The sequence below is a fragment of the Streptomyces sp. NPDC046349 genome, assembly GCF_055587885.1.
In genome coordinates this window covers 248,367-268,230 of record NZ_JBVJFK010000009.1, presented here as the reverse complement: position 1 = coordinate 268,230, position 19,864 = coordinate 248,367, and the positions used below count along the sequence as shown (strand labels likewise).

At 72.8% G+C, this 19,864-nt stretch carries 16 protein-coding genes and 1 pseudogene; 7 read left to right on the top strand and 10 right to left on the bottom strand.

Features of this window, described 5'->3' with window-relative positions; all coding sequences use genetic code 11:
• The first annotated feature begins 1 nt into the window (after position 1).
• Genes ACZ6JS_RS22670 through ACZ6JS_RS22660 form a run of 3 tightly spaced genes read left to right on the top strand, consistent with a single transcriptional unit; the run spans position 2 to position 2,650 of the window.
• A complete protein-coding gene (locus tag ACZ6JS_RS22670) occupies positions 2–1,147 on the top strand; it encodes an acyl-CoA dehydrogenase family protein (RefSeq protein ID WP_469300325.1) in 1,146 nt (381 codons plus the stop codon).
• Between the two features lie 49 nt (positions 1,148–1,196).
• A complete protein-coding gene (locus ACZ6JS_RS22665) occupies positions 1,197–1,637 on the top strand; it encodes a type II toxin-antitoxin system RatA family toxin (protein ID WP_469300323.1) in 441 nt (146 codons plus the stop codon).
• Positions 1,634–2,650, top strand: coding sequence for an NAD-dependent epimerase/dehydratase family protein (locus ACZ6JS_RS22660; RefSeq protein ID WP_469300322.1), 1,017 nt, complete (start codon positions 1,634–1,636; stop codon positions 2,648–2,650). The genes ACZ6JS_RS22665 and ACZ6JS_RS22660 overlap by 4 nt, the downstream gene beginning before the upstream one ends.
• Positions 2,651–2,775: 125 nt before the next feature.
• Here ACZ6JS_RS22660 and ACZ6JS_RS22655 read toward each other — a convergent pair whose 3' ends face one another.
• From ACZ6JS_RS22655 to ACZ6JS_RS22645, 3 genes are all read right to left on the bottom strand, one after another.
• A complete protein-coding gene (locus ACZ6JS_RS22655; RefSeq protein WP_469300320.1) occupies positions 2,776–3,471 on the bottom strand; it encodes a peptidoglycan recognition protein family protein in 696 nt (231 codons plus the stop codon).
• A gap of 186 nt (positions 3,472–3,657) precedes the next feature.
• Positions 3,658–4,227, bottom strand: a complete 570-nt coding sequence (locus ACZ6JS_RS22650; protein WP_469300319.1) for a DM13 domain-containing protein — start codon at positions 4,225–4,227, stop codon at positions 3,658–3,660.
• 503 nt (positions 4,228–4,730) lie between these two features.
• Positions 4,731–5,717, bottom strand: a complete 987-nt coding sequence (locus ACZ6JS_RS22645; RefSeq protein WP_469300317.1) for a helix-turn-helix transcriptional regulator — start codon at positions 5,715–5,717, stop codon at positions 4,731–4,733.
• Positions 5,718–5,885: 168 nt separating this feature from the next.
• Here ACZ6JS_RS22645 and ACZ6JS_RS22640 point away from each other — a divergent pair, with 168 nt between their 5' ends.
• Complete coding sequence (locus ACZ6JS_RS22640; RefSeq protein ID WP_469300316.1) at positions 5,886–6,626, top strand: NIPSNAP family protein; 741 nt, start codon at positions 5,886–5,888, stop codon at positions 6,624–6,626.
• A gap of 141 nt (positions 6,627–6,767) precedes the next feature.
• The gene (gene tsaD, locus ACZ6JS_RS22635; protein ID WP_469300314.1) at positions 6,768–7,838 is read left to right on the top strand and encodes a tRNA (adenosine(37)-N6)-threonylcarbamoyltransferase complex transferase subunit TsaD; all 1,071 of its coding nucleotides are present in this window, start codon (positions 6,768–6,770) and stop codon (positions 7,836–7,838) included.
• A gap of 12 nt (positions 7,839–7,850) precedes the next feature.
• Here the strand turns inward: tsaD and ACZ6JS_RS22630 are convergent.
• A pseudogene (locus ACZ6JS_RS22630) lies at positions 7,851–8,811 on the bottom strand (5'-nucleotidase).
• A gap of 236 nt (positions 8,812–9,047) precedes the next feature.
• Between ACZ6JS_RS22630 and ACZ6JS_RS22625 the strand changes: the two are divergent.
• Positions 9,048–9,344 carry a hypothetical protein gene (locus ACZ6JS_RS22625; protein ID WP_469300313.1) on the top strand — a complete coding sequence of 99 codons (297 nt, stop codon included), beginning with the start codon at positions 9,048–9,050 and terminating at the stop codon, positions 9,342–9,344.
• Between the two features lie 152 nt (positions 9,345–9,496).
• On the opposite strand, the gene recQ is transcribed toward ACZ6JS_RS22625, so the two are convergent.
• From recQ to ACZ6JS_RS22600, 5 genes are all read right to left on the bottom strand, one after another.
• A complete protein-coding gene (gene recQ / locus ACZ6JS_RS22620) occupies positions 9,497–11,524 on the bottom strand; it encodes a DNA helicase RecQ (protein ID WP_469300311.1) in 2,028 nt (675 codons plus the stop codon).
• A 565-nt stretch (positions 11,525–12,089) separates the two neighbouring features.
• Positions 12,090–12,779 (bottom strand): RlpA-like double-psi beta-barrel domain-containing protein, encoded by a 690-nt coding sequence (locus ACZ6JS_RS22615; RefSeq protein WP_469300309.1) that lies wholly within the window; start codon positions 12,777–12,779, stop codon positions 12,090–12,092.
• A 357-nt stretch (positions 12,780–13,136) separates the two neighbouring features.
• Entirely contained in the window at positions 13,137–13,988 is an 852-nt protein-coding gene (locus tag ACZ6JS_RS22610) for a class I SAM-dependent methyltransferase (protein ID WP_469300307.1), read from the bottom strand.
• A 50-nt stretch (positions 13,989–14,038) separates the two neighbouring features.
• Positions 14,039–16,486: a SpoIIE family protein phosphatase gene (locus ACZ6JS_RS22605; protein ID WP_469300305.1), complete on the bottom strand. Its 2,448-nt coding sequence runs from the start codon at positions 16,484–16,486 to the stop codon at positions 14,039–14,041.
• 270 nt (positions 16,487–16,756) lie between these two features.
• Positions 16,757–17,317 (bottom strand): hypothetical protein, encoded by a 561-nt coding sequence (locus tag ACZ6JS_RS22600; protein WP_469300303.1) that lies wholly within the window; start codon positions 17,315–17,317, stop codon positions 16,757–16,759.
• Positions 17,318–17,688: 371 nt separating this feature from the next.
• Here ACZ6JS_RS22600 and ACZ6JS_RS22595 point away from each other — a divergent pair, with 371 nt between their 5' ends.
• Positions 17,689–18,975, top strand: coding sequence for an extracellular solute-binding protein (locus tag ACZ6JS_RS22595; protein ID WP_469300301.1), 1,287 nt, complete (start codon positions 17,689–17,691; stop codon positions 18,973–18,975).
• 158 nt (positions 18,976–19,133) lie between these two features.
• Here ACZ6JS_RS22595 and ACZ6JS_RS22590 read toward each other — a convergent pair whose 3' ends face one another.
• Positions 19,134–19,850, bottom strand: coding sequence for a potassium-transporting ATPase subunit C (locus ACZ6JS_RS22590; protein ID WP_469300299.1), 717 nt, complete (start codon positions 19,848–19,850; stop codon positions 19,134–19,136).
• Positions 19,851–19,864: the final 14 nt, after the last annotated feature.

Below are 19,864 nucleotides of genomic sequence, written 5' to 3'. Positions count from 1 at the left end.
CATGGGGAACGCACCACAGGGGCAGCCACCCCACACGGCGCTGCTCGACGCCGGCTGGCACACCGAGTGGACGCCGGAGGCCGCTGCGGAGGGGGCGTCCGGCACGGACCGGATCCGCCGGGTGGCCGCCAGCGGGTTCGCCGCGCTGGCCGTCCCCCGGGAGTTCGGCGGCAGCGGCGCCGGCCTGGTCGAAGTGGCCTCCGCCCAACGGGCGCTGGGCGCCACCGACCCGTCGGCCGCCGTCGCCCTCAACATGCACTCCTTCACCGTGGGGCTGATGGCCGACTACTGGCAGCGCCACCGGGACACCAGCTGGATGCTTCTGGAGGGCATCGCCGGGTCGCACGCGCTCGTCGCGTCGGCCTTCGCGGAGCCGGGCGGCAGCCCCAACTTCATGAGCAGCCGGTCGTCGGCGGTCGAGACGGGCAAGGGCTACCGGGTCTCCGGGGTCAAGTACCCCTGCTCACTGGCCTCCACCGCCACGCTGGTGTGCCTGACCGCCCGCGTCGAGGCGACGGACGAGACGATCCTCGCCCTGTGCCCGGCAGCCTCTCCGGGACTCACGGTGGAGGGCGACTGGCCGTCCCTCGGCATGACCGGCTCGGACACCGCCAAGCTGGTGCTCCGGGATGTCGACCTCGACGACCGCCTCGTCTTCCACCGCGGGCCCGCCGATGTCATCGACGACACCGTGATCTCCGGGATGGTCTGGTTCGCGGTATTGCTGACCGCCACGTACCACGGAGTCCTCAGCTCCCTGCTCGACCTGGCTTACCGTCAGGTCGAGGCCTCCGGCCAGTACGGCCCGCGCGTGGCCCTGCTCGGCCGCGCCACCAGGGAGCTGCTGACGCTCGGGGGTGCCTGCCGCCAGCTCGGCCGGGACTTCGAGGACGGCGCGCTCGCCGGCCGCGCCGCCCTCGCCGCGGCCATCGCCCTGCGCGCCACGCTCAGCGACACACGGGACCGCGTCATGGCGGCCGCCGCACCCGTGATCGGCAGCCGCCTCTACACCGACGGACATCCCGCCGCGCGGCTGGCGGTTGACTCCCTGGCCGCGCACCACCATCCACCGAGCCTGCTCGTCTGCGACCAGGTCGTCGGAGACCACTGCACCGGGCGCGAGATCACCTTCGATCCGGCCGGTTGAACCGGCCCGTTGTACCCGGGAACCGTTCCGCGAGGAGAGAGAGTCAGCAATGCCCCATGTCGAAGTGAGCCTGCGGATCGAGGCGCCCGTCGAGGAGACGTGGCGTGCCGTCACGCGGCTGGAGGACTACGCCGCGTACATGGACAACGTGGAGTCCGTGACCGTGCACGGCGAGACGCACGGCAACCGCCTGAGCGAATGGTCGGTGCTGCTCAAGGGGTCGGTGCTCGAATGGGTCGAGGAGGACCGCCTCGACGAGGCGACGCACACCATGACCTTCCACCAGACCTCCGGGGACCTCGATGAGTTCACCGGCTACTGGCGGGTGGACCCTCAGGACGCAGGTGCCTCCCTCGTGACGTTCTCCGTGGACTTCGAGATCGGCATCCCGCTCCTGGCCGACATGCTCAACCCGGTGGCCACCAAGGCGCTCAGGGAGAACTCCGAGCAGATGCTCCGGGCGATCGAGAGGCGGCTCGTCGTCTCATGACGTCCCCGGCACGCATTCTCGTCACGGGTGCTACGGGAGCGGTCGGGGGAGCCGTCCTGCGCCGGCTGGCCGCGGCGGGCCACGACGTGTACGGGGTCAGCAGCCGCGGCGGCGGCTCCCCGCGCCAACTCGCCTGGCGGATCGGCACCGAGGACGCCCCCCAGGAGCTGCGCGGCCCCTGGGACGCGGTGGTCCACTGCGCCGCCGACACCCGGTGGAACCTCGCCGCCGAGGAGTCGGAGCAGGCGAACGTGGCTCCGCTGCGTGCCCTCCTGAAGTGGATGGACGAGGACACCCACCTCGTCCATCTGTCCTCCTCCTACGCGATCGGACTGACCGGGAGCGTGCAGCCCACGTCGCCGGACGCCTACCGCAACATGTACGAGTGGTCCAAGGCAGCCGCCGAACGGTTGATCGCCACCGAGCGGGCAAGGACGGACATCGTCCGCTTCCCCATCGTGATGGGGGCGCGTGAGGACGGCTTCCTCGACCGGTACAGCGGCTTCTTCTGGCTGCCCTCCTCACTGTGCACCGGGGCCGTCCCCGCGCTGGTCGGCAGGGAGGACGCCTACCTGGACATCGTCAGCACCGACGACATCGCCGAGCACATCCTGGGGCTGGTCGAGGCAGGCCGGCCTGCCGGAGCCAGGCTCTCCGTGCTGGGCCGCGGCGACGGTGCACCGCGCGTCGCCGAGGCGTTCGACACCATCCTGGCCGCCCTCAACAGCTGGCGCGCCGAGAACGACGTGCCGGCGCTCGAGCAGCTGCCGTACGTGTCGACGGACCAGTGGAACCGCTTCTACCTGCCCTTTGCCCGGGAGTACCTGGACCGGGCGCAGCTGATGCGCGTCACGGCCTTCCAGGCGTACCAGAGTTACCTCTCGGTCGTCGAACCCTTCGAGGTGACGCACAGGGCGGAGCCCGTCACCACCACTCTGTACCGTTCCATCCGGCGCTGGGCCGAGACGCACGTGCAGGCGGCTCGCCGCGTCCCGAGGGTCTGGCGCGCGTAGGCCGGAGCAGGGCGGTGCGGCGCCCGCCCGTGACTCCTGTGCGCCGGGGAACGGCGCAGCCCGCCGCCCTCTCCCCGGTGGCCTGGACGGCGTCCCCCCGGCCGAGCCGGAGGTCCCCGGCGCGCCTACCTCGGGTACCTCCCGCGGGCCGCGCCGAGTATCTCTCCCGTCTGGGCGGAACGGAGGGGGCCCGGGCATGCGTGGCCACCCCAGTCGCGGCCGCCCATGCTGTGGACGCCGAAGCCCCGGCCCAAGGGTGTGGAGGCCGGTTCGAGCGGCCACCCGTGCTGCGCCATGCCCCAGGCGAAGATGCGGGCGACGGATTCCACCTGCTGTGCGGTGAGCGGCCGGTTCGCGAACCCCGACGTCTCCACGGAGAGCCACGACGGGTTGCCGGTGCCCTGTGCCCAGGCCCGGTCGTGGGCAGAGACGTACTGTTCTATCTCGCCGGACCGCGAGACCCAGAAGTGCGCGGAGGACTTCACCGACGGGTCGCTGAAGTGGTGGTGCAGGGAGTTCTCGCCCTCCTGCACGTGCAGGACCAGGCCTCTCATCTCCCTGATTCCACCCGGAGTGAAGTTCACCGCCAGCGGCTTGCGGGCGGCGTCCGGCATCCACGCCTGCCCGGTCCCGGCCGGCGCCGCGGGCGGTGGCGCCGCCACGCCTTCGTCCAGCACCTCCGTCCGGGCAGCGACGGTACCGGGCTTCCGGCCGAAGCCGACGACGCCGAAGGCGGTGGCGATGAGGCCGCTGCTGGTGCAGACCATTGCGGTGCGACGCGACACCAGCCGCGGCTTCGGCTTCGGTTTGCGGTGGGTCACGCGAGCGGAGCCCTGGCTGCGGGTCGGGAACGGAGCATCTCGGCGGGTCCTTTGCTGGACTTGCGTTTCCAGCGGAATGCTTCCCGATCATTAGTGTCGGAATGAGACCGGATGATGACCGTTTCGTGACAGCCGAACGGGCGCTTCCCGACAGACCGGGCCGGCGCCCGGCGGGTCGCACCGAGGTCAGGTCAGGGGCGCCGCGCCGAAGGAGACGTCGAAGCGGTCGCACCAGATGGTGACGCTGCTGTAGTCGGCCAGGTTCACGTCGGCCGGGATCTCGTAGTTCTGGTCGCCCTTGTTGCCCTTGAGCTTGCCCAGGCTCACGTACTTGCCGTCGTCGAAGACGCGCCAGCCGGCGACGCCCTCCTTCACCGGGGCATCGGTCAACCAGACCCGCAGATCAGGGCCGTTGCTGGTGTCGAGGTCCTCCAGGCGCAGGGTGCGGGACCCGTCGGCGAGGCGGATCAGCTTCGCCGTCCCGCTGGTGGTGTGCTCGTGGCTGATCAGGGCGCCCTGGGCGAGGGTCTGCGGACCGGCGGCCGGCGCACCGGATGCCGCGCCGCCCGCGGAGGCCGCTCCCGAGGCCGCTCCGGAGGGACGCTGCGGCGCGGCCGCACTGGGCAGCGCCTCACTGACGGTCTCGTCTCGCCACAGCTTCCAGGGTTGGAACCAGTACGAGCCGAGGCCCAGGACCACCACCGCCGCGATCAGCACTCCGGCCCACACCCGGCCGCGCCGCTTCGTCTCCGCCACTTCGTCCTCACTTCCTCACCGGTCCGCTCACCGGCCCGTTCACCGCAATTCAACGGGGCGCAGGCCCGTGATGCCAGGTCCTGCCTGATGACGAAGTTCTTACGTCTCCTTCGCGGGGGCCGAAGAAGGCCGCGGACGGGCCGAGGGGGAGCGCCATACGGGGCAGACGGGCCGGCACCCATCTCCCGGGGATCACGGGCCCGGCGGACGAAACGCCGCGCCCGGCCCGCCGCGCCCGACGTATGGCCGCGGGCGCGCAGCCCCGGCCGGGAACCGGGACGGCATGATCGGGGTACGGCTCGGGGCGTCCCCCCGCAGGACGGCAGGTTCCGCGACGTGCCACGCCCGGCTCGCGTGCCACGGGAGCCGCACCCGCTGCGGGCCGGGCGCGCACTTCCCGTCGGACGAAGGTGCCCCTGCCCTTGACCGCTCCGGCAGCCGGGCCGCGCCCGGGCCGCGACGGGGCCGCACCGCTGCCGGCCGCCCGCTGCCGGCCGGCGGCTTCAGGTGTGACCGGCGAGTCCGTAGGCCCGGGCCAGCACGCCCACCGTGTCGGCCATCGCCCGCCGCAGTTCCGCCGGCCCGACGACCTCCACGTCCGCGCCCAGCCGGAGCAGTTCACCGCATGCGTGCGCGGTGCCCTCCGTCGGTACGACGGCCTCCACCCACCCGTCCCCGCCGACGGCGGTCGCGGTGGCATCGACCGCCCGCACCACCTCCGGCGCGACGTTGTCGGGGAGGCGCCGGCGTCCCCGCGGGGACAGACGGATGGTCGCCGTGCCGGTGAAGCGGCGTGCCTGGAAGTCCGCGAGGTAGGAGGCCCAGTGGGCACCCAGCTCGAAGTCCCCTGGCCGGTCGAAGCGTTCGTCGCTCAGCGCCGCGTCGAGAACCTGGGCGACGCGGTAGGTCGCCGTCCCGTCCTCCGTGGCGGCCACGGCGTACCAGACACCGGACTTGAGGACCAGGCCGTAGGGGCGAAGGCGGCGGAACACCTCCTGCGGCGCGCGCCAGCGGCGGTAGCGCGCCTCCACGACCCGCTGCGTGAGCGTCGCGTCGACGAACAGCGCCAGGTACGGGGTGGGTTCGGATTCCCGATACCAGCCCGGGGCGTCCACATGGAACAGCGCAGCGGTCCGCGCCGCCTCCTCCCGCGGTCCGGCCGGCAGCGCGGCCAGCAGCTTCAGCCGCGCGGCGGACACCTCCGCCGCCAGCCCCAGGGCGGCGGCAGCGTCCGGCAGCCCGGCGAAGAGCAGCGCCCGGGCCTCGTTTCCGCTCATGCCGGTCAGGCGTGTGCGGTAGCCGTCGAGCAACCTGTAGCCGCCCCCGCGCCCCGGCTCCGCGCAGACCGGTATCCCGGCGCCCTGAAGCCGTTCCACGTCACGGTAGGCCGTCCGCACGGACACACCCAGCTCCTCGGCGATCGCCCGCGCGGACACGCGTCCACGGGATTGCAGCAACAGCAGGACCGACAGCAGGCGACCGGCAGACATGCGCCCATTCTCCACGGAAACCCTGACAGCTCCTGGCACGCCCGGGGTCTACCGTCGCTCCGACACAGCGCGGCGCAGCGCAATGCCCAGTCGCGCCTGCCGTGCTGCGCAACGCCGTGGTGCGCAATGCGACGCAATGCAACACAAACAAAACGCAAGGGAGTTTCCGTGCCCTCCGTCGACCCGGACCGCCACCTCGCCGTGATCGAGCTCCGCCAGTACACGCTGCGCCCCGGTCGGCGCGACGACCTCATCGAACTCTTCGACCGGGAGCTGGTCGAAACGCAGGAGGCGGAAGGGATGGCGGTACTCGGCCAGTTCCGCGACCTCGACGACCCGGACCGCTTCGTCTGGCTGCGCGGGTTCACCGACATGGCGGCGCGGCGGGACGCGCTCACGGCCTTCTACGGCGGCCCCGTCTGGGCCCGGCACGGAGCCGAGGCCAACGCCGCCATGAGCGACTCCGACGACGTCCTCCTGCTGCGGCCCCTGACGGACGGCAGCGGCTTCCACGCCGCCCCGTCCACGAGGCCCCGGCCCGGTTCACCGGCCCCCGAGCGGTTCGTGTCCGCGACGGTGTGGTCCTTCCCACCCGGCCGGACCGACGGGATCGCCCTGGTCAGGGACGGCCTGTTGCCGCTGCTGCCCAGCACGGGAGCCGCGCCGCTCGCCGCGTACGCCACCGAGGCGGCGGCCAACACGTTCCCCCGGCTGCCGGTCCGCAGCGGGGAGAACGCAGTCGTGGTCCTCACCTCCCATCCCGACGGACACGACCACCGCCGGCACCTGGAGGCCCTGCGCGCCCACCCCGTCGCACGGGACGAGGTACTGCCGGGGATCGAGCGGGAACAGGCGTCGGCCCCCCTGGCACTGCGCCTGGCGCCCACGGGCCGCTCGCTCATCTCCTGACGGCCGGGGTGCGGTCGGGCTGGAGGCGCTGACCGCCCGCGCCCTGCGGAATCGGCGGTGGGCGGGTGGCCGCCGCGGCCCCCGGGCTTCTTCTTGCGCATATATTGCAGGTACTAATCAATCGCAGAAGGAGCGGTTTCCGTGGGCGGATCGGTGGTACTGGGGATCGAGTCGTCGTGCGACGAGACCGGCGCGGGCATCGTGCAGGACGGCAGACTGCTGGCCCACGTGGTGGCGTCGAGCATGGACGAGCACGCCCGCTTCGGCGGGGTGGTGCCGGAGATCGCCGCCCGAGCCCACCTGCCCTCCTTCAACCCGGTGGTCCGGCAGGCCCTCGACCGGGCAGGACTGCGGATCGGCCGGATCGACGCCGTTGCGGTCACCACCGGGCCCGGGCTGTCCGGAGCCCTCCAGGTGGGGGTCGCCGGGGCGAAGTCCGTGGCCTACGCGGCCGGGGTGCCGCTCTACGGCGTGCATCACCTGGCCGGGCACGTCGCCGCGGACACCCTGGAGCACGGCCCGCTGCCCGAGCCGTGCGTGGTGCTGATCGTCTCCGGCGGCCACACCTCGCTGCTGCTCGTACGGGACCTCGTGCGCGAGCCGATCCTCCACCTCGGCGACACCCTCGACGACGCGGCCGGTGAGTGCTTCGACAAGGCCGCCCGGATCCTGGGCCTGCCGTACCCGGGCGGCCCGGCCATCGACCGCACCGCCCGGGACGGCGACCCGAAAGCCGTGGCGTTCCCGCGCCCGCTGACCCGGCCGGGCGACGACCCGTACGCGTTCTCCTTCTCCGGCCTCAAGACCGCCGCCGCGCGCTGGGTCGAGCAGCACGTCGAGCGCGGGGAGGAAGTGCCCGTCGCCGACGGCGCGGCAGCCCTCCAGGAGGCCGTGGCCGACGTGCTCACCCGCAAGGCCGTCGCTGCCTGCCGCGCCCACGGCGTGAAGACGCTGATCGTGGTCGGGGGAGTGGCCGCCAACTCCCGCGTCCGCGCATTGGCGGAGAAGCGGTGCGCCTCGGCCGGGATCGAGCTGCGCGTCCCGCCGATGATGCTGTGCACCGACAACGGCGCGATGATCGCCGCGGTCGGAGACCTCCTGGTCCGCGCCGGGGCCGAGCCGGCGCCTCTGGACGTGTCGATCGATCCCTCCGCGCCACTGGAGTACGCCGCCCTGACCCCGCTCGCCCGGCGGGCGCACCGGGTCGCCTGACCCGCCGGCGCCTCAGGCGCGGGACGGGCCTTCCCCAGGGGGCGTGTTGACGACGCCGAACGGCACGTGAACGCTGGGGGTGGCCGGGGCCGTGCCGTTCAGGTGCGCGACCTGGTCGTCGAAGAAGATGTGCGGATCGAGGGTGCTCATCACGGCGGCCTTGTCGATGCCGCCCAGGAAGAACGCGTCGTTGACCCGAAGCCCCCACCGCTTGAGGCTCCGCACGGCACGTTCGTGCGCGGGGGCGTCGCGGGCGGTGACCAGGGACACCCGGAGCCTCAGCCGGTACGCGGGATCCTCGCGGCGCTTGTCCTCCTCGCGGCGCTGGATGCGGTTGATGCCCGCGAGGAACTCGCTCAACGGACCCGGATCGTGCGGGGTGGCCGCGTTGAGGACCTCGTGCGCACGGAAGCCGTCGATGCCGGCGTTCCGGAAGATGCGCTCGGAGGAGTCGCTCGCCAGCACGCCGTCGAAGTCGAAGGCGATGCGGAGTTCGCGGTCGTCCTCGTCCTCGTCGTCGACGCGTGCCGTCCTGCAGGACGTGTCCCGCGGGCAGTCCGTCGGCCACCGCCGCACGGACGTCGGCCCCGTCGGCCGACAGGAACAAGGACATGTTCAGGGCGCGCATGAACCGGTGTGCCGACCGGCCCTGCTGAAAGACGGCCCGGCTGATGGGCAGGCCGTGCGCGGCGATCGAGCGCATGACGCGCAGGCCGCTGTCCGGGTCGTTGCGCGACAGGATGATGACCTCGACCAGCGGGTCCGAGGGGTCCGCCAGGTCGTTCAGCGACAGCAGGCGCCGGACGAAGGGGAAGGCCACGCCCTTGGCGAGGACGTCGTCCACATGGGCCTCCTGGTGGGCGCGGTAGGCGTCCTCGCCCTCCTCGCGGAACACCGTGTCGCAGTCGGCCAGGTCGAACAGGGCGCTGGAGGCGATCCCGATCACCAGGCGGTCGGACAGGTCGTACTTCATGACGCCCCCTACTGGCACATGGCGACACCGGGATGCTGATCATCCGTTCCTACCTGCCGAAAATACACGCCGCACGCGCATGTCCTCACGCGCCCGCACCGGCCGCCCGGCTCGTGGGCGGGCCGCAGCGGTCGTACGGTGGTCGAGGCGGCCGGAACCGGCGAGCACGGCCAGGAAGCCGCCGCGCTCTTCGCCGTCCGGCCGGGTGACCGCACACCGAGAGCAGGTGCATCCCCTTGCGCACGTCAACCCGCACGTCGACTCGCACGTCGACCCGTATCGCCGGAGTCCTCACCGGACTGGCCCTCGCCCTCGGCGGCGCGGCCCTGGCCGCCCCCGCCGCACACGCGGACGTGACGGCCTGCATCAACCAGGTCGAGCGCGAACTCCAGGGCGGAGAAGCCCCGGACTCCATCCGCATGGCCTGCTACGTCGGCCTCACCGGCGACCACGAGCAGTGCGTGACCGGCCTGACCGCGGCCGGCGTCACGAACGGAACCGCGGTCGGCGCCTGCCGGGTGGCCCCGCAGTGACCCTTCCGACCCCGGTGCCGCACCCGGACCGTGCGGCCCCCGCGCGTACGCGGCCCGTCAGGGCACGCTGAACCCGGCGGCCTCGGCCCGGGTCCGGTCCGGTTCGATGCCGGCGACCCGGCCCTTCCGGCAGGCCTGCTGCAGATCCACGGCTACTGCCAGTCCTCGTCCCACGGCGGCGGATCCATCTCCTCCAGGTCGAACGGCGGCTCGTCGGGCTCCGGCGCCGCGGACCGCACCGCCGGGGCGGACGCCGGGCCCGCCGGAGCGGAGGGAGCCGGAGCGGCCGACTCGGACGGTTGCGCGGAGTCGGGGCCGGACACGCCGGCGCCGCACCCCGCCAGGGTGTCCAGGACGCCCTCGGCGTACTTGGCGAGCTTGGCCTCGCCGACGCCGCCGACGGTCCCCAGCTCCTCCACCGTGGCGGGCAGCCGCGTCGCGATCTCCCGCAGCGTCGCGTCGTGGAAGACGACGTACGCCGGCACGCCCTGCTCCTTCGCCGTCTCGGCCCGCCAGGCGCGCAGGGCCAGGAAGACCGGCTCGGCCGCGGCCGGCAGGTCGACCGGCACGCGGGCGCCCTTCCCCGGGCGCGCCCCGGACTCCTTGCGGGACGCGGCGGCCGGCGCCTTCTCCTTCCGCATCGGGACGCTGCGGCGTCCCGCCAGCACCTCGCCGCTGTCCTCCGTCAGCACCAGCGTCCCGTAGTCGCCCTCCACCGCCAGCAGACGCTGCGCCAGCAGCTGGCGCACGACGCTCCGCCACTCCGCGGCGCCCAGGTCCGCCCCGACACCGAACACCGAGAGCGCGTCGTGGTCGAACTGGATGACCTTGGCCGTCTTCTTGCCCTGCAGGATGTCGATGATCTGGCCGGCGCCGAACTTCTGGCGCCGCTCCTTCGCCAGCCGCCACACGGTGGACAGCAGCTTCTGCGCGGCGACCGTGCCGTCCCAGGACTCGGCCGGCGTCAGACAGGTGTCGCAGTTGCCGCAGGGCGTGCCCGTCTGTCCGAAATACGCCAACAGCCGCACGCGGCGGCAGTCGACCGTCTCGCACAGGGCCAGCATGGCGTCCAGGTGCATGCCCAGCGAGCGGCGGTGCGCCTCGTCGCCCTCGGAACCGTCGATGAGCTTGCGCTGCTGGACCACGTCCTGCAGGCCGTACGCCAGCCACGCCGTGGCCGGCTCGCCGTCGCGGCCGGCGCGGCCCGTCTCCTGGTAGTAGCCCTCGACCGACTTGGGGAGGTCGAGGTGCGCCACGAAACGCACGTCCGGCTTGTCGATGCCCATGCCGAAGGCGATCGTCGCCACCACCACGACCCCCTCCTCCCGCAGGAAGCGCGCCTGGTTCGCCGCTCGCGCCCGGGCGTCCATACCGGCGTGGTACGGCACGGCGTCGATGCCCTGCTCCACCAGGGACGCCGCGGTCTTCTCCACCGACGCCCTGGAAAGGCAGTAGACGACTCCGGCGTCCCCGGCGTGCTCGGTCCGGATCAGCTCCAGCAGCTGCTTGAGCGGGTTGTTCTTCCCGACGATGCGGTACTGGATGTTCGGCCGGTCGAAGCTTGCGACGAAGTGCCGGGCGTCCTCCAGGCCGAGCCGCGCCACGATCTCGGCGTGGGTGGCCTCGGTGGCCGTCGCGGTCAGCGCGATCCTCGGCACCTTCGGCCAGCGCTCGTGCAGCATGGACAGCGCGAGGTAGTCGGGCCGGAAGTCGTGGCCCCACTGGGCGACGCAGTGCGCCTCGTCGATGGCGAAGACCGACACCCTGCCCCGGTCGAGCAGCCGCTGGGCGCTCTCGGTGCGCAGCCGCTCGGGGGCCAGGTACAGCAGGTCGAGCTCGTCGGCGAGGAAGGCCTGCTCGACGGCCTGCCGCTCGTACGGGTCCTGCGTGGAGTTGAGGAATCCGGCCCGCACCCCGAGCGCGTTGAGCGCGTTGACCTGGTCCTGCATCAGCGCGATCAACGGCGAGATCACGACGCCCGTGCCGTCTCTGACCAGCGCCGGGATCTGGTAGCAGAGCGACTTGCCGCCGCCGGTCGGCATCAGCACGAGCGCGTCGCCGCCGCTGATCACCTGCTCGATGATCTCCTGCTGCTCGCCACGGAAGGAGCTGTATCCGAACACGCGGTGCAGTGCCTGCAGAGCGTCGGAGGTTTCGGGGGAAGTGTCCGGAAGGGCCATCCGTGAAGCCTAACGGCACCCGCCGACACGCCGGGTCCGCCCGCCGGAACCCGGCGGGCGGGGAGGGGTACGGGACGGCCGGGCGCCGGGGCGCCGCCGACCGGGCCTCCCGGGCGTCGCCGCAGCCCCGCAGGTACACCACGGATGGCGGTCGCCGCCGGTGGAGCGGACCGGGACGCCCCGGTCGGGAACGAGACCAGGTACGGCACGGCTGCCGGTCCGCCCACCGGGCGGAGTGGTCCAGCGGGTGGGCGACGCCGTCCTGCATCCGCATCCGGGCCCGGCTCCGGGCGGGCGACGCCGTCCTTTACCCGCATCCGGGCCCGGCTCCTGCGCCCGCTGCCCCTCTCGACATCCACGGGCGGACGGCGGCGCTGCCCGCCGCCCCGTGATCCCGTTCCGGGGACCGACATCGGTATCCCCGCATCGAGCGTCCGGCCCGCCCGGGCCCGCGCCTCAGCACGGCCCGGCGGGACCGTTCCGCGCGGGCCGGCGCCATGGCGGGAGCGGCTCGGACCGAACCCGCCACGGCGCCCTCGACCCCGAACGGGCCTGCTGCCCGAAGTCAGTTCACGCGTTCGACGCGGGCCCGGCGGATGAGGTTCTTGCCGGGTTCGCGCACCTTGTCGAAGGCGGCGTTGTTGAGCAGGACGCAGCTGCCGGAGGGGCCGTTGACGGTGACCGTCGTGGCCTGGCCGTTGTCGAGGTTGGTCACCTTGAGCTTGGTGCCGACGGGGAACGTCCCGCTGGTCGCCGCCGGGGGGCCGGCCTCACCGGACAGCGTCACCGTCGAACCGGGGCACACCACTTCACCGGCGGCCGGCGCGGCCTGCCCGCCCCCCGGGGCCGCCGGAGCGCTCGCCGCGGCGGTCGGCTTCGCCGGACCGGCCGCCGTGGCCGGAGCCCCTCCGCCGCCGACGCGTTCGACGCGGGCCCGGCGGATGAGGTTCTTGCCGGGTTCGCGCACCTTGTCGAAGGCGGCGTTGTTGAGCAGGACGCAGCTGCCGGAGGGGCCGTTGACGGTGACCGTCGTGGCCTGGCCGTTGTCGAGGTTGGTCACCTTGAGCTTGGTGCCGACGGGGAACGTCCCGCTGGTCGCCGCCGGGGGGCCGGCCTCACCGGACAGCGTCACCGTCGAACCCGGGCACACCACGTCGGGGACGGAGGCGTTGCCCGTCGCCACCGTGACGATCACCCCTCCGGTCACCAGGGCTCCCGTGGTGACAGAGAGCACGAGCTTCTTGGTAAGACTCATAGTCCGTTTCCGGGACATGGACACTCCTCGATCCGATGGTCACTGCCTCCCCGCCTCCTGCATACGCCCGGCGTCGCGAGCGGGTTCGGTTCTTGTCGCCGTGTTACAAATCCGGCGGTGAAGCGGCTTCGGAGTGCTGCGTACGGCACGCCGCAGTGGCCCGGGACGCCCGGAACGCGCACGAAGGCGCAGGTGGGAGCCGTGCCGCTCGGGACGGCCGACGCGTGCGGGGCGCGCGCCGGACCCCGGGAGCGCCGCCCGGGCGATCGGGCCGCACGCATCCTTAAGGCTGAGTTGATCCCGCCTTAACCCTCCGGGGTGCGGGGTCGGACGGGAGCAGGGGGGCGTCAGGCGGCGTCAGGGGCGCGTCGCCCGGATGAGCCAGGTCGCCGAGGAGTACCGGACGCCTTCGTCGCTCTCGTGGGCGGTGAGGGTGGCCCTCAGGTCGTCGACGGCACGACGCCGGTCTTCGGAGTCGAGGCCGTCGAGCATCCAGCCGAGCAGGCCCAGGGTGAACCACTCCGCGTCGGCCGCGTCCTCACCGAACCACATCGCCTCGCTGTGCGGCTCAAGCCGGACGTCCGTGAAGCCGGCGGCGCCCAGAACGGCCCGTACCCGCTCGGGATCGGCCAGTGAGAACGGGCCGGGAGCGTCGGGCGGCGGCCCGGTCACCGGCCGCCCGGCGGCCAGCGCCCCGGAGAAGGCGAGGAACCACTCGTTGTCCGCCGGCTCCTGCCAGACCAGCTGCACGAGGCGTCCGCCGGGCCGCAGCGCACCGCCGATGTTGCGGAACGCGGCGACCGGGTCGGCGAAGAACATCGTCCCGGTGCGGCTGACGGCCACGTCGAACGATGCCGAGGGGAAGGCGTGGACCTGGGCGTCCGCCTGTACGAAGTCGGCGTTGTCCACTCCCTCGGCCGCCGCCCGCCGCCGTGCCTCGTGCAGCATCGCCGCCGACAGGTCCACGCCCAGGGCCCGGCCGCCGCTCGCCCGTCGTGCGGCCGCGCGGGTGGTCTCGCCGGTGCCGCAGCCGACGTCCAGCACCCGGTCGGCGGCGGACACGTCGGCCGCGGCGAGGAAGGGCGCGAGATAGGGGCGGACGGCGCGGTCGAACCGGTCGGCGTGCTCCGCCCAGTACGCGCCTTCCCGGCCGTCCCAGGCGTCCGCCTGCTCGGCGTTCGAGGGATCGACCCGGGGTGTGCTGCTCACTGCCACCACCTCCAGTGGTTCCGGACCACCGGTCCGACTGTCGCGCACCGTCATGAGGGGGGCAGGACCTGTTCGGACCAGACGGTCTTGCCTCCCATGGTGTAGCGGCTGCCCCAGCGGTGCGACAGCTGGGCGACGATGTACAGGCCCCGGCCGCCTTCTTCGGAGCTCCGCGCGCGCCGCATCCTCGGTTGCGTGTTGCTGGAGTCCGAGACCTCGCACGTCAGGGTGTCCGCCCGGATCAGGCGGAGCCGGACCGGGCCGCCGCCGGCATGGCGGATGGCGTTGGTGACCAGCTCGCTGACGATGAGTTCCGTACTGAAGGAGAGCTCGTCGAGGTCCCATGCGGTCAGCTGGGCCAGGACGAGGTGGCGCGCGTCGGCGACGACCGCCGGGTCGGGGTCGAGCATCCACGTCGTGATGGATCCGGCTTCCACCACCCGGGTGCGGGCCAGCAGCAGGGTGACGTCGTCCCTCAGCCTGCCCGGCGGCAGGCCCTCCACGATGTCGTGCCGTGCCTCGCGCAGCGGCCGGCCGAGGACGTCCGAGCGCAGCAGCCGGTCCGCCAGGTCGCGCATGCCCTGGTCGATGTCCCCCTCCCCGCGTTCGATCAGGCCGTCGGTGTAGAGGGCGAGGACGCTCCCCGGCGGCAGCTGGCGCTCGACCGGTTCGAAGGGCCAGCCCCCGACCCCCAGGGGTGGGCCGGGGCTCAGCTCGACGTACTCCACGGTTCCGTCCGGGGCGACCACGGCCGGCGGCGGGTGGCCGGCGCTCGCCATCACGCAGGTCCGGGTGACCGGGTCGTAGACGGCGTACAGGCAGGTGGCACCGGCCGGTCCCGAGGGCAGCGGAACACCCGCGTCGGCCTCGTCCGGGTCGCCGTTCTCGGCCTCGGAGGCGAACTGCAGGACCATGTCGTCCACGTGCGCCAGCAGTTCCTCGGGTTCCAGTTCCAGGTCCGCCATCGCGCGCACGGCGCTGCGCAGGCGTCCCATCATGGCCGTGGCGTGCAGCCCGTGACCGGCGACGTCCCCGACCACCAGGGCGACACGGGCCGACGACAGGGGGATGACGTCGAACCAGTCGCCGCCCACTCCGCTGTCCGCGTCGGCGGGCAGGTAGAGGCCCGCGGCTTCCAGCGCGGGCTTCTCCGAGGTGGCCGGCGGCAGGAGACTGCGCTGCAGTCCCACGGCCGTGCGGCGTTCCTTCGTGTACCGGCGGGCGTTGTCGACGGCGACGGCCGCGCGGGCGGCGATCTCCTCCAGGAGGGCGAGGTCGTCCTCCTCCGGCGGGGCGGCGTCGCCCGTGCGCCAGAGCGTGAGCCTGCCGAACCTGATGCCCCGCGCGCACAGCGGAGCCGTCATCGCCGAATGCGCGCCCGGTACGGCCGCTGCCCACTCCGGGTGAGCGGCCCGCCCGGAGCCCGGTGGCGGGTCGCCGAGGCCCGTGACCAGCTCTCCCCGGCACCCCCGCGTCTCGGGCGCGGCGAGTCGCGCCGCGAAATGGGCCGTCCCCGTCCGCAGGGCCTCCGATTCCGTTCCGGCTACGGCCATCCGGACCAAAGGCAGTGAGAGCTGCCCGTCGGCGGGTGGTTCGCCGCCGGTCAGCACGGTCTCCGCCAGGTCCACGGCGGCGCAGTCGCCCAGCGCGGGCGCCAGGACCTGCACCAGGTCCTCGACGGTGCGCAGGACGGACAGGGAACCGCCCAGCGCTCCGGTGGCGCGGTACAGCAGGTCGAGGCGTCCGCGCGCGCGTTCGTGGTCGGTGACGTCGGTGAACACGGCCGCCACCCCCATCGGATGTCCGTCGGGTTCCTGGAGGCGGAACGCCTGGATGGTGACGATCCGGCCGCCTCGCGGGTCGTGGAGGGTGCGTACGGTCGTGTTGAAACCGGCCAGGGGGACCCCGCTGTGCACGACCTCCCGCAGCCGGTCGTCGATGCTCCGCGCGTCCTCGGCCCACAGGAAGTCGGCCAGCCGCCGACCGCGCAGGTCGACGGGCACCCCGGTGTAGGGCAGCAGGTGAGAGTTCGTCCGCAGCAGCCGCAGCTCCCGGTCGAAGACGGCCAGGCCCACCCGGCCCTGCAGGAACAGTTCTTGCGTGAAGGCGTGGTCCTGCCGCCATCGGGCGACCAGGTCCAGGGCCGCGCCGAGTACGAGGAACCGGGCCGTGGCCCCCTGCGCGTCGTTCAGCGGGATGACGCGGAAGCCGATCTCCAGCTCGCCGCCCGAGCCGTGCCGCAACGTGGCACGGCCCTCCCAGCCCTCCCGGCCCTCCCGGTCCGGGGACCTGCCGCCCTGGGCCCGCACCGCGTCCCAGTCGCCCGCGTCCGCGAGGAGGTCCCGTGCCGACCGGCCGCACACGTCGTCGGACCGCCGCTCCAGAAGGGCCTCGGCCGCCGCCGTCCAGGCGACGACCGTCCCCGTGCCGTCCAGCAGTGCCGCGGCCGTGTTGGTGACAGCGAAGGGATAGTCCTGGTTGCTCTCGGTGGCGCGCATGCGTGCCCATCTCGTCCGCCGGTCCGCTGCTCCCATGCTGGCCGATGTCCACGACGGTAGCCAGGGGCATTGCGCCGTCCGGACGGTCGAGGGGTCTTTCGCCGATCAGGCCCGGGGGAGTTCCGGTAAGACGGCACGGCGCCGTAGCTGTCGGCGGGCGCAGCCGGGGACCACGGGACAGGACAGCCCTTCAGCCCGCCGGTCATGGTCCGGCGTCGAACGGTGCACGCGAGCCACGCGCCCGGGGCTCCTACGGGTTGAGTCTCAGGTTCAGACGGGGCAGGGGCGGTACTCGAGTGCGAGTTCGCGGTCCACGGCGTAGCTGGTGCGCATGGAGGCGTCGGTGACCTTCTGCCAGGATCCGTACTTCGCGTGCAGCTGGTCGGCGGTGGGCCCGAGAGGGTTGCCGTACTTGGCCGTGTTGCGCTCCTCCAGAATCCGGACCTCCTCCGGGGACATGCCCGCGCGGGTGATCTCCTTCGCCTGGTTGCGCATGTCGACGAGCTCCCGGGCGATCTCCTCGTCGGACGCGCCCGCTGCCCGCATGTCGGCCTCGGTGCGGTGCATGGCCTCCAGCAGGTCGTGGTAGCGGATCCGGGTCCGCTGTGCCTCGACCTTCTCGGCCATGGGCATGACGCGGATGCGGCACACGACCGGATCTGTGCTGGGGCAGGGATCGTCCGCCCGGACCGGCGGGGCCAGCGGCGCGGTGATGATCGAACCGCAGGCGTCCGCGGCGGTGACGGCGGCGGCGCCGCCCGTGGCCAGCAGGGCGACGGCGGCAACGAAGGGGAGGAGGACACGGCGGGGCAGGGTGGAGGAACGTCGCATGCGTGCATCGTCGACCCCGGCGCGGCGTCGGCCCCGTCAGGGCGCGGCCCCGCTCACTCGAACGTGGGCAGACGGAGCGTTTCGCCACCCCCGAACGGGCCCCGTCCCGTCAAGTTGAACGGAGCCGTCGCGGAGGACGCCTCTCGCCCCCCTTCCCGGACCGCGGCCGTTCTACGCGCGTCGGACGGTTCGCAGCATCGTCGGAAGCCACAAGAGGGCGCACCGGTGGATGGATCATCGGCCACACCTGCCCCCAGAGCGGAATCAATTACGCCAATCCCGGGGGATGATTCCGGCCACCGGGCCGCTGGGCACCCCCGGCAGGGTGCGCGTGCGCGGCAACAGCCAAGTGACATCAGGGGAATACGCTCGTGCGACGAAAGATCTTCGGGCCGGTCGCCACCGCGGCCGTACTCGGCCTCCTGCCGCAACTCTCCGGATGCGGCGCGCCGGACGGCGGCGCGGGTGACAGCGGCACGCTCCGCCTGGTGGCCGCCGAGTACGGCGACACCCCGGCCACCAGTTCCAGGGCCTACTGGGACAAGGTGACCGGCGCGTTCACCGACGCCAATCCCGGAATCGAGGTCGAGGTCCACCTGCTGCCGTGGGCCGACATCGACCGTGAGGTCTCCCGGATGGTCAAGGAGGGCGAGGCACCCGACGTGGCGCTCATGGGCTCCTACTCGGACTTCGCCGCGCGGGGAAAGCTGTACTCGGCGGAGGAGCTCCTCTCGGTCGGCGCCGAGGCCAACTTCCTCCAGCCGCTCGCCGAGGCGGGGACCTTCGACAACCGCCTCTACGGCCTGCCGTTCGTCGCGAGCAGCCGCCTGCTCTTCTACAACGAGGCGCTGTTCACCAAGGCCGGCATCAAGGAGGCCCCCAAGACCTGGTCCGACCTCAAGGCAGCCGCCAAGGCGTTGAAGGACAAGGGCGTGAAGTACCCGTACGCCCTGCCGCTGGGGCCCGAGGAGGCCCACGCCGAGGCGCTGATCTGGGAGCTCAGCAACGGCGGCGGCTACGCCGACGGGCGGGGCAGCTACAGCCTGGACTCCGAGAAGAACGTCCGGACCTGGCAGTGGGTCAGGGACAACCTGGTCACCCCCGGCCTCGTCGGGCCCACCGCGCCGTCCCAACTGAACCGCGCCGACGCGTTCGCCGCCTTCCTGCGGGGCGAGGTCGGCATGCTCAACGGCTACCCGTCCCTCGCCCACGAGGCCGCCGCGAAGGGCATCGGCGTCGGCACCGTCGCCATGCCGGTCTCGGACTCCCTGGGCAGTGGGGAGACCCCGCCGACGGTGGGCGTGGCCGACTGGATGGTGGCCTTCAGGCAGAACGGCAAGCGCGCGGAGATCGGCAGGTTCCTGGAGTTCGTCTACCAGGACAAGAACCTGTCGGACTTCGTGGGCCGCTACCACCTCCTGCCGGCCACCGCCTCGGCCGCGCGGACCCCGGCCGGCGGCGGGCTCAGCCAGACCGACGAGGACTTCCTGAACGCACTGCGGACGGCCAGGCTCTACCCGGTGAACGACCCGTCCTGGGTGACGGTCAGCGACACCATCAAGCGCAACATAGGCCGCGCCGTCGAGCCGGGAGGCGATCCGAAGGCAATCCTGGAGGACATGGCCGACAAGGCCGAGGAGGCCGCCGACAGGACCTGACCCTCGGCCCCGCGGGGGCCCGGCCCGGCCCCCTGCCCGGCCCGGTCACCGTTCGCCGCTGACCGGGCCGTCTTCGGTTCCGGTATGCCGCCGTGCCGTTCCGGCGCAGACCGAAGTCCCCGCCGCGCACCGGCTCCCGTTCCGTGCGACGGCGGCCGTCAGTTCTCGACCAGTGCCCTGAGGGCGGTGTTGAGTTCGAGGACGTTGACCCGGGGCTCGCCCATGAAGCCCAGGGTGCGGCCCTCGGTGTGGTCCCTCACCAGCTTCTCCACCCGGGCGACGGGCAGGCCGGCCCGCTCGGCGACGCGGTGGACCTGGAGCTCGGCGTAGGCGGGGGAGATGTCCGGGTCGAGGCCGGAGCCGGAGGAGGTGACGGCGTCGGCCGGGACGTCCTCGGGCCTGACCCAGTAGCCGGCGGTGGAGTTGTCGGCGATGACGGCCTCCTTCGCAGCGACGACCTGGGCGCAGAGGGTGCCTTCCTCGGCGTCCTCGGTGCACCGGCCGTCGACGGCGCCGTTGTCGGCGGAGCGGTTGGTGGCGCCGGACAGGATCAGCGAGTACTGCCTGTTGACGCTGTTGGAGCCGAGTCCGTTGGAGGGGCGGGGCTGGAACCATTTCAGGTCCGGCTTCGCCGCCTCCTCGGGGTCGTCGGGGTTCTGCTCAGGCAGGTTGTAGGTCTGCCCGATGAGGGACGAGCCGACGACCCGGCCGTTCCCGTCCTTGATCTCGGAGCCGTTGGCCTCGTCGTCGAAGAGGGCCTGGGCGATCCCGGTGACGGCGAGCGGGTAGACGACGCCGCAGATCACCGTCAGAACCAGCAGGGCCCGCAGGCCCGCGCCGATGAGGCGCGCCGTGTTGCTTACAGAGTTGTTCATGACGAATTCAGCAC